Annotated in this window: 10 protein-coding genes and 1 pseudogene; 3 read left to right on the top strand and 8 right to left on the bottom strand. The window is 71.9% G+C overall.

Features of this window, described 5'->3' with window-relative positions; genetic code table 11:
• The 3 genes and pseudogenes from GT030_RS08050 to GT030_RS08060 all read left to right on the top strand — a co-directional run.
• A pseudogene (locus GT030_RS08050) lies at positions 1–716 on the top strand (hypothetical protein); the annotation flags it as partial.
• A gap of 196 nt (positions 717–912) precedes the next feature.
• Positions 913–2,025: an amidase domain-containing protein gene (locus GT030_RS08055; RefSeq protein ID WP_161200500.1), complete on the top strand. Its 1,113-nt coding sequence runs from the start codon at positions 913–915 to the stop codon at positions 2,023–2,025.
• Between the two features lie 146 nt (positions 2,026–2,171).
• Positions 2,172–2,798: a pyridoxamine 5'-phosphate oxidase family protein gene (locus GT030_RS08060; protein WP_161200492.1), complete on the top strand. Its 627-nt coding sequence runs from the start codon at positions 2,172–2,174 to the stop codon at positions 2,796–2,798.
• A gap of 80 nt (positions 2,799–2,878) precedes the next feature.
• On the opposite strand, the gene GT030_RS08065 is transcribed toward GT030_RS08060, so the two are convergent.
• The 8 genes from GT030_RS08065 to GT030_RS08100 all read right to left on the bottom strand — a co-directional run.
• Positions 2,879–3,703 (bottom strand): SAM-dependent methyltransferase, encoded by an 825-nt coding sequence (locus GT030_RS08065; RefSeq protein ID WP_161200493.1) that lies wholly within the window; start codon positions 3,701–3,703, stop codon positions 2,879–2,881.
• 56 nt (positions 3,704–3,759) lie between these two features.
• On the bottom strand, positions 3,760–5,151 hold the full coding sequence (locus GT030_RS08070; RefSeq protein WP_161200494.1) for an aldehyde dehydrogenase family protein: 1,392 nt from the start codon (positions 5,149–5,151) through the stop codon (positions 3,760–3,762).
• Positions 5,151–6,260 (bottom strand): phenazine antibiotic biosynthesis protein, encoded by a 1,110-nt coding sequence (locus GT030_RS08075; RefSeq protein ID WP_161200495.1) that lies wholly within the window; start codon positions 6,258–6,260, stop codon positions 5,151–5,153. The genes GT030_RS08070 and GT030_RS08075 overlap by 1 nt, the downstream gene beginning before the upstream one ends.
• A gap of 21 nt (positions 6,261–6,281) precedes the next feature.
• Positions 6,282–6,665, bottom strand: a complete 384-nt coding sequence (locus GT030_RS08080) for a VOC family protein (RefSeq protein WP_161200496.1) — start codon at positions 6,663–6,665, stop codon at positions 6,282–6,284.
• A gap of 29 nt (positions 6,666–6,694) precedes the next feature.
• Complete coding sequence (gene phzG, locus GT030_RS08085) at positions 6,695–7,333, bottom strand: phenazine biosynthesis FMN-dependent oxidase PhzG (protein WP_161200497.1); 639 nt, start codon at positions 7,331–7,333, stop codon at positions 6,695–6,697.
• Positions 7,334–7,360: 27 nt separating this feature from the next.
• Positions 7,361–8,194: a PhzF family phenazine biosynthesis protein gene (locus tag GT030_RS08090; protein WP_161200498.1), complete on the bottom strand. Its 834-nt coding sequence runs from the start codon at positions 8,192–8,194 to the stop codon at positions 7,361–7,363.
• Positions 8,194–8,520: a hypothetical protein gene (locus tag GT030_RS08095; RefSeq protein WP_135790810.1), complete on the bottom strand. Its 327-nt coding sequence runs from the start codon at positions 8,518–8,520 to the stop codon at positions 8,194–8,196. The genes GT030_RS08090 and GT030_RS08095 overlap by 1 nt, the downstream gene beginning before the upstream one ends.
• Positions 8,517–9,163, bottom strand: a 647-nt coding sequence (locus tag GT030_RS08100) for an aminodeoxychorismate/anthranilate synthase component II (RefSeq protein WP_161200499.1), incomplete at its 5' end; no start/stop codon positions are given. The genes GT030_RS08100 and GT030_RS08095, both read right to left, overlap by 4 nt.

The raw sequence follows: 9,163 nt of genomic DNA on the forward strand, positions 1-9,163 counted from the left end.
ACGAGATCGGCACCCACTTCAACGGGCACTTCTGCGGCGCCAAGGGCGGCGGCGACTGGAGTGTCGAGGAGTGGAAGAGCGAGATCGACCAGTTCTACTCGTTCGTGGAGCACTGGAAGTCCAATACCGGCTACAAGGACATCGACCCGCTGCCCTTCGACTTCAAGAAGGAGGTCACCGGCGGCCGGGCGCCCTGTCTGGAGGGCCAGAAGAACCTGCTGAAGGCCATCAAGAGCTACGGCTGGCGCTACGACGCCAGTTCCGCGGGCGACTTCCAGATCTGGCCGGCGAAGAAGGACGGCGTCTGGGACTTCCCGCTCCAGATGCTGCCGTACGAGTCCGGCAAGTACCAGGGCCTGTCCATGGACTTCAACTTCCTGTACAACCAGTCGGACGGCGAGACGCAGGGCAACGCGGCCGAGTTCCCCAAGTGGGAGCAGCAGACGGTCGATTCGTACATGGCCGGTTTCAACCGGGTGTACTACGGGAGCCGGGCGCCGCTGTTCATCGGCAACCACTTCGAGGACTGGAACGGCGGCATCTACATGCGGGCCATCGACCAGGTGGTCAAGAACGTGTGCACCAAGAAGGGCGTGAAGTGCGTGTCCTTCAAGGAACTGGCCGACTGGATGGACGTCCAGACACCGCAGACGCTCGCGCGGCTGCGCACCCTGGACCCCGCCCAGTCGCCTGACTGGTCGTCGGTCGTCAAGTGACCTGTGAAACAGTCTGGTTCCACTTGTGCATCCCGTCTTCACACCCGCCGCACACGGCGTGCGAAGATGCGTTCACCCGGTCTCTGTCACCGGAGTCCCGGTCTGTGTACCGGCGTAGAGGGGAACATCATTGAAGTCAAGAAAATTGAGCCGTAAGCGGAGCCGCGCCACCATAATCTCGGCGGCGGCCGCCTCCGTGGTGGCGGGCGTCGCCCTGCTGCCGAACTGGAGCGCGGGCGCGGCGGTCACCGACGACCCGACCGTCGACACGGCGACCAAGGCGACCTTCCAGCGGCTGGCGGACGCGGTCTTCACCGACCGCACCCAGGCCCTGGTGGGCGGTGCTTCGCAGGACCGCGAGCAGCGGACCTCCGGTTTCTCCGGCGATGTGCGCCTGTCCGGCACGCAGTCGCGCCAGGAGGACTCCGCGCTCAGCCAGCTGCGCGGCCGCAAGAGCCGCCTGGCCGCGCTGGGCGAGCAGTACAGCGCGGGCAGCACCAGCGTGAAGCTGGACGCCACGCAGGTCAAGGGACGGCGTGCCACGGTGGCCGTCACCGAGACCACGTCGCTCACGTACAAGAAGGTCACGGGCAACGAGCCCCCCACCACGGGGTTCCAGGCCCACCACGAGCTGACCTTCCAGGCGGACCGCGGCGGCAACTGGCAGCTCACGCGCATCAAGGACACCGACGAGGGTTACCTCGCGGTGAACCAGGTGGCGAAGCCCGAGGTCGCCAAGCCGACGGTGAAGGCGGACGACGGCCCGCCGGACGCGCCTCGCGCGGCCACCACGCGGCCGGCTCCGGCGAAGCCGAAGACCCTGACGGGTACCGGTTATGACTACAAGGCCATGACCGCGTACGCGACGAAGTACTGGAGCAAGTACAACACCGAGTACCCGGACTTCAACGGGGCCGGCGCCGGTGGTGACTGCACCAACTTCGTCAGCCAGGCGCTGAAGGCGGGTGGCTGGAAGCACGTTCCCGGTTACACGAACGACTTCCACAAGTGGTTCGGTACCGCCGACATCCAGTCGGACTCCTTCGTGGGTGTGAACGAGTTCTCCTGGTTCGCGCTGTCCTCGAAGCGGGTCACGAGCCTTGCGAATGTCTACCAGGCCGACATCGGCGATGTCATCCAGATGGACTTCAACAAGGACGGGTCCAAGGACCACACGATGATCGTCACCAAGCGCGACGCCCAGGGCGTGCCCTACGTGACGTACCACTCCACCAACACCTACAACCGGTCGGTGGCCAGCCTCGTCGCGTCCTACCCGACGGCGGCGTTCTACGCCTACCGCACCTGATGAGGTGACCGAGGACCCCCGCCCGGCAGCCCGCCGGGCGGGGGTCCTCGCGCGTCCGGACCCTGGTGGTCCTTTGCCGCGTGGCGGGCCGTGGATAAAGTCGGCCGTCGACCGGGTTTTGGTGGTGTGGGCTTCAGGGGGCGTGGATGAGCCGGTACGCGCGGTTGGCGTTCACCAGGAATGTGCGGGGTGTGCAGGAGGAGCGGGGCAGTGCGCAGGCGATGGCGCGGCTGCTGGCTCAGGACACCGAGGAGCCGGACCGGCTGGGGCCGGACGAGGCGGACTTCATCACGGCCCGCGACGGGTTCTACCTGGCCAGCACCGGGGAGGACGGCTGGCCGTACGTCCAGTTCCGGGGCGGGCCGCCGGGCTTCGTTCATGTGCTGGACAGCGGCACGCTGGCCTGGGTGGAGGTGCGCGGCAACCGGCAGTACATCACCGCGGGCAACCTCCGCTCCGACGACCGGGTCTCGCTGTTCTTCATGGACTACGCCAACCCCACCCGGCTGAAGATCTTCGGCCGCGCGGAGACCCGTGATCCGGCCGAATTCCCGGAACTGCACGAGCGGTTGTCCGATCTGCGCACCGACGGTCCGCTGGAGCAGCTCATGCTGATCCGGGTGGAGGGGCTGTTCTGGAACTGCCCCAAGCACATCACTCCGCGCTACTCGGAGCCGGAGCTGGCCGAGGCGCTGGAGCCGGTGCGGGAGCGGCTGCGGATGCTGGCGGAGGAGAACCTGGAGCTGCGGGAACGGCTCCAGGCGCGGGACTGAAGCGGCGCCGGCGGTCCACGGGCCGCGGCGGCGGAACCCCTCGGCGGGGTTCCCGCCGCCGCGTGCTCAGGGACCCGGCGTCACTGTGCGGCGAGGCGGGCGCGGATCAGCCACAGGCGGTTGGCGAAGCGGCGCCCGCGCGGCTGGACGTCGTACGGCCAGCGCCCCTCCCCCGCGCCGGGCTGGCCCGGCTCCTTCAGCGACTCGACCTCCCAGCCGTTGGCCTCCAGGAACGGCTCCGGCTCGTCGGTGCCGAAGATCCACGGCGTGCCGTCCTCCGCGAGCCGGTCGAGGAACGGCTTGGAGAAGGGGCTGCGCAGCAGGGTCCGGCCGAGGATGTCGAAGGCGAGGTGGCTGCCGGGCGCGGAGGCGGAGGCCAGCAGGCGCAGCAGACCGGCGGCCTGCTCCTCGGTGAGGAAGAAGGTCAGCGCCTCGGCGACCCACAGCGTGGGCCGGGTCCGGTCGAAGCCCGCCGCCTCCAGGTCGGGCAGCCACTCCTTGGTGAGGTCCGCGGAGACCTCGTGGCGCCGCACGCCGGGCTTGGCGCCCAGCGCGTCGAGGCGGCGCCGCTTCTCGGTGATGAGCGGGCCGTGGTCGACCTCGTAGACGTCGACGTCGTCGGGCCAGTCGAGCCGGAAGGCGCGGGTGTCCATCCCCGCGGCGATCAGCACGACCTGGCCTATCGAGCCGTCCGCGAGCAGGTCGCGGATCGCGTCGTCCAGGAAGCGGGTGCGGATGGAGATGAACGGCAGCAGACCGCCGCCGACATAGCGGTCGATCAGCTCGAACCCCTTGGGCTCGGCGAGGTCGCGGGCCAGCGGGTCGACGTAGAGGGCGTCCTCGCGCTCGGACTCCAGGGCGCGGGCGGCGGCCATCCACTGTGCGGTGTACGAAACGGCGTGCATGGGTGTGGTGGTCCCTTCGACAAGTGCTCGGTCTGGCAGGTCGGTTGGTGGGCGGCTCAGGTGCGGATGACCGCCTTGGTGCGCATCAGGAAGTCGCCGAGGAAGCCGTCGTGCGGCAGTCCGGGCGCGATGCGGTAGGTGGGGGTGTCGCCGACGTAGACGTTTCCGATGGTGGGCTCGTCCAGCAGTCGGTCGATCAGCTCCTCCCGCGTGGTCAGGGCGGTGACGACGAGGCTGTCCCGCAGGACGGCCGTGCCGGCTTCGGGGGTCCAGGGCGCCACCCAGACGCACGGGAAGGGCAGTTCGACACCGAGCTGGGCCGCGTCGGGCCGGTCGACCTGGTGCACGGCGGGCCGCAACGCTGCGCTGCCGTCCCCGAGTTCGGCCACGACCCCCTCCGCGCCCAGCCAGGGCCGGGTGCCTGCCGCCCGGTTCGCCAGATGGGCACCGAACGCCCGTGCTGTGGCGACGGGTTGGACCGGCAGTACGGCCTTGTCGTCCTCCGGCGCGAGCACGGGCAGCGCGCCGAGCCGTTCGGCGAGGGCCGCGCACAGCGGTGCCGGGTCGCCCTCCACGAGGACGGCGGTGGCGTTGACGCAGCCGGTGCCGCCGTGGTGGCTGACCGAGTCGACGATGGTGTCCAGGTGCTCGCGCCAGTCCACGTCGGCGGTGACGAGGATCTTGGACCGGCCGGGTCCCTGGGTCAGCACCGCCGGGTCGGTCCGGTGGCGCCGGACCGCGTCGTCGCCGCCGTACACCATGCCGAGGTCGGCGCCGCGCAGCAGCTCGTCGGCCAGCTCGTGCCCGGTGGGCAGGAACGCCACCTGGTCCGGCCCGAACCCGGCCTCGCGCAGCGCGGTGATCAGACGGTACGGGGTGAACGGCTCCCGGCGCGAGGGGCGGACGGCGACCCGGAAGCCGAGCGCCAGCGCCTCGGGCCAGAGGCTGTGGGTGCCCGGGTGGTTGCCGGCCGCGTTCACCGCGAACACCTCGCCGCGCCGGGTCCACACCGCACGCCCGGCGCGGGTGAGCGGGTCCCGCCAGTCGTCGCGGGCGTCCACCGGCCTGGCGCGCCGCGCGCTGTCGTACGCGGCCGCCAGGCGTTCACCGATGGCGCGGGTCGCGGTGCGGACGACCCCCAGGGGCACTCCGCCGACCCGGCTGACGAGGTGCTCGTGCTCGGCGACGGTCAGCCCGCCCACCCGGCCGGTGGTGAACAGCTCCGCGGCACGGGCCAGTACGGCGGCCCGCCGGTCGGGGGCCGCAGGCTCGGCACGGCGCAGCGCGGTCAGCGCACGGTGCAGGAACACCCCCGGCACCAGGCTGAGCTGGGCGACCGGTGCGCCGGAGACATCAGTGACCGTGAGCCGGTTGCGGGCGCGGTACGGGCCCCTCGGCCCGAGCGCGTCGAGCTGGGGCAGCTCCTCCTCTTCCAGCGCGGGCGGCATCAGTAGACCCCCTCGATGACCGGCTCGTTCTCGAAGGTGCCGACCGGCGCGATGTCGGCGACGGAGTCCCCGATCCCGCCCTCGGGCGGCCGGACGCGGGTGGCCAGGTCGCGTTCGAGGTTGTTGGGCAGCAGGAAGGACTTGCTGACGTGGTGGGCGACCACCCGCCCCCGCTCCCCGTAGGGGACGGGCCGGCCGGTCCCGGGGTCGACCACGCCGAAGGTGACCCAGGGGTCGAGGGTGTCGAAGACGCAGGGCCCCTCGTCGGGCAGCCCCGGCCGCTCCCCCGCGAAGCCGAGGATCATCGTGCTGCCGTAGTTGCCGCTGAGGACGGTGTCGGGGAAGACCTCGGTGCGGTACAGGTGGCGGGAGTCGGCGTCCATCTGCGTGCCGCCCCAGCGGATCGCGCGGACCTTGTCGTTGACGAGGCCGACCAGGTCGTCCCGGCGGGCCAGCCGCTCCAGCAGGGGCGGGGTGATGGTCATGACCCCGATGTCCTGGGTGCGCAGCACCTCGGCGGCCTGGTCGATCACGTGCTCGGCGTAGGCGCCCGCCTCGGCCCCCCGGCCCTCGGCGATGGTCCGCTTGACCCAGCGCGGGTCCAGGTCGACACGGAACCCGTACCGGCCGTGGGTGGCGGCGGAGCGCTGGAAGTACTCGCCGACGATGTGCGGGCCGCCGGGCACCAGGCCGAGCCAGTCGGCGCCGCGCGGGAAGCCGTGCGCGTCGAGCGCCTCGTTGCTCCAGTGCAGGGTGCGCTCCAGCCAGTCCCGCAGCAGCACCACGCGCTTGGGGGCGCCGGTGGTGCCGCCGCTCTCGTAGACCCCGATCACGTCGGGGCGGTCGCCGTAGCCGCGCGGGACGAGGTCGGCGGCGGGCACGTGCCGCAGTTCGGCGGCGACGTTGGGGAAGCGGGCCAGGTCGGCGTGGGTGCGGATGTCGCGGCGGGGGTCGAAGTCGAAGGCGGTGGCCCGCTTGAGCCAGAACGGCGATCCGGTGTCCGGGTCGAAATGCCAGGCCATGGCGGCCTGGACGAAGGCGTCCGGGTCGGGGCGGGTGCCGTGCGGCGGTTCGAGGATGCGGTCGGTCTCGGCGATGTCCAGCGTCATGGCGCGTCCCAGGTCAGATGGTCAGGAGTGGGGTCCGGCGGCGAGGGCCACGGGGTTGCCGTCGGGATCGGTGACATAGGCGATCCGCTCGCCCCACGGCATCTCCACGGGGTCGCGCAGCAACGGGACGCCGGCCCCGGCGAGTTCCTTCAGCAGGGTGTCCAGGTCGTCGACGAGGACGAACATCTCGAACCGGACCCCGGTGCCGAGCGGCCTGTCGTACCGGGTGGCGGGCCAGTCGGCGGAGACGACGGCCAGCTCCGCCGTGCCGCGGGCGAGGGCGATGTACGTGGGCTCGCCCTCGGGTGGGTTCTGCCGCAGCCGGGTGAAGCCGAGCCGTTCGTAGAAGGCGGCGGTCGCCGGGACGTGTTCGGCGAAGACCAGGGGAAAGGCGCGTTCCTGCATGGCGGGTCGGCTCCTGTCGTCGGGGGTGGTCATGGCTGGAGCCGGGTGACGTGCCAGTCGGCGCCGTCGCGCTCGTAGCGCAGCCGGTGGTGCATCCGGTCGGAGCGGGCCGACCAGAACTCCACCTCGTGCGGGACCAGCCGGTAGCCGGTGAACCGGGCTGGGCGGTCCAGGGCGGCGCCGGTGGCGGCGAGGGACTCGGCGGCGGCGCGCAGCGCGTCGGGGTCGGTGAGGGGCTCGCTCTGCTGGGACGCGGCGGACATGGCGTGCAGCGGGACGGGCCGGGCGTGCCAGAGGGCGTCCGCCTCGGCCTCTCCGATGGGGACGGCGGGGCCGCCGATGCTGATCTGCTGGGCGGTCTCGCGCCAGTAGAGCAGCCCGGAGGCCCAGCCGGTCTCCTCGATGTCCCGGCTCTTGCGGCTGGTGCTGTGGGTGGTGAACAGCAGGCCCTCGTCGTCGATGCCGCCGAAGACCACGACGCGGGTGGAGGCGCGGCCGCGCTTGTCGGCGGTGGCCAGGGCGAGTGCCCGGGGCTCGCGCACCCCCTGTTCGACGGCCTGGGCCAGCCAGGACCGGACCAGGCCCAGGGGCTCCGCCGGCGGGTCGTCGTACTCCGGGAAGCCGCGGTCGGTGCGGCCGGTGAGGCTCTCGAACTTGCTGCTGTTCATGCCGTGCCTTCCTTGAGTCGGTCCGGCCTAGACGTAGAGGTTTCCGCGCCCCACGGGGACGCCGTGGCCGCCGACCTGGACGGAGGTGATGTGTTCCCCGGTGCCCTCGGCGGTGGCGAGCATCAGTGAGGGGCGGCCCATCTCCACGCCCTGGAGGATCTCCAGCGGCTGCCCGTAGCGGGCGAGGCCGTGCCGGGCGAGGTGGATGGCGAGGGGGCCCGCCGCCGAGCCGGTCGCCGCGTCCTCGACGACGCCGTAGGCCGGGGAGAACATCCGGGTCCGCCAGTGCGAGCCCTCCCCGGCGAAGCAGTTGGCCGCCATGTCGGGGAAGCGGGCGAGGGCGCGGTGGTCGGGGGTGAGCGCGGAGAGCGCGGCGACGCTCTCCAGCCCGACGAAGACGTGGCGGGGCCCGTTGCGGTAGATCTCCACCGGCGCGACGGTCCCTGTGACGCCGAGCGCCTCGAGGAGTTCCCCGGCGTGCTCGTACGGTTCCCAGACGGGGTGCGGCTGCTGCATGCGGACGGTCACCGCGCCGTCGTCGTCCCCGAGTTCGACGGGGATGGTGCCCATGGCGGTCTCCAGCCGCAGCCGGTCCCGCTTGAGCACCTCGCCGAGCGCGACCGCCGTACCGAGCAACGGGTGCCCGGCGAAGGGCAGTTCGTTGACCGGGGTGAAGATGCGGATCCGCGCGTCGCCGCCGTCGCGGGCGGGGTGGACGAAAGTGGTCTCGGAGAGGTTCATCTCCCGCGCGATCCGCTGCATCTTCTCGGCGGACAGGTCGCCGGCGTCCAGGAAGACGGCGACCGGGTTGCCGTAGAGCGGTTTGCGGGAGAAGGCGTCCACGAGCAGGTACTCGTGCATCAGCGGGGCTCCTGGGTGACCTGGGGAATCGGGAGGGCGGTGGGGTCGGCGAGGGCCTCGACGGCGAAGCCCATGCGGTGGTCCGGGGGGCGGCCGATCAGGTCGGCGGCACGGTTGGGCGGCAGCGGGTGGCCGGCGGGGCGGTCGGTCTCCCACACCATGACGGCACCCCAGCGGTTGTGCGCCGGGTCGGCGACCCAGTACTTCACCTTCAGGCCGGGAACCTCGGCCCAGTCGCCGGTCACCCCCTCCGACAGGTGCGCGTTGAGGGTGCGGATGCTCTGGGGCGAGTCGTCCAGGTCCCACCAGGCGATCTCCAGCCTCACCGGGCGAGCACCCCCCGCAGCGCGTCCCCGAGCAGCCGGGGCCCGTCGACGGTGAGCACGGACTCGGCGTGGAACTGGAAGGAGGCGAAGTGCGGCCCGCGCAGCGCGTCGACCTCGCCGGTCTCCGGGTCCCGGCTGACCGCGACCTCTCCGGTGCCGGGTACGTGGTGGTGCCCGGCGGGGCTGACGGCGGCGAACGTGTTGTAGTAGCCGACACGTTCGCGCCGTCCGAACAGGTCGATGGCGCGCTGCAGCCCCTGGTTGGGTTCCGCCCGCCGGATCAGCGGGAGGCCGAGGCGGCGGCTGAGCACCTGATGGCTGAGGCAGACCGCGAGGAACGGCAGCCGGTCGCGCAGGAGCTGGGCCACGGCCGTGTCCAGCGCGGCGATCTTCGGGTCGGCGGTGTCCTGCGGGTCGCCGGGGCCGGGGCCCATCACGACCGCGTCGAACCCGTCGAGGCGGCCGTGCAGCCGGTCGTAGCGCAGCACCTCGGCGGTGGGGCCGAGCGCTTCGAGCTGCTGGACGATCATCGCGGTGAAGGCGTCCTCGGCGTCCACCACCAGGATCTTCCGCCCCTTCAGCTCGGGCACCCGGAGGGCGCCGGGGGGCGTGGCCCCGAGCCAGAAGTCGGCGATGTCGGCGT

The organism is Streptomyces sp. SID1328, assembly GCF_009865595.1.
Lineage (GTDB): Bacteria > Actinomycetota > Actinomycetes > Streptomycetales > Streptomycetaceae > Streptomyces > Streptomyces griseoluteus.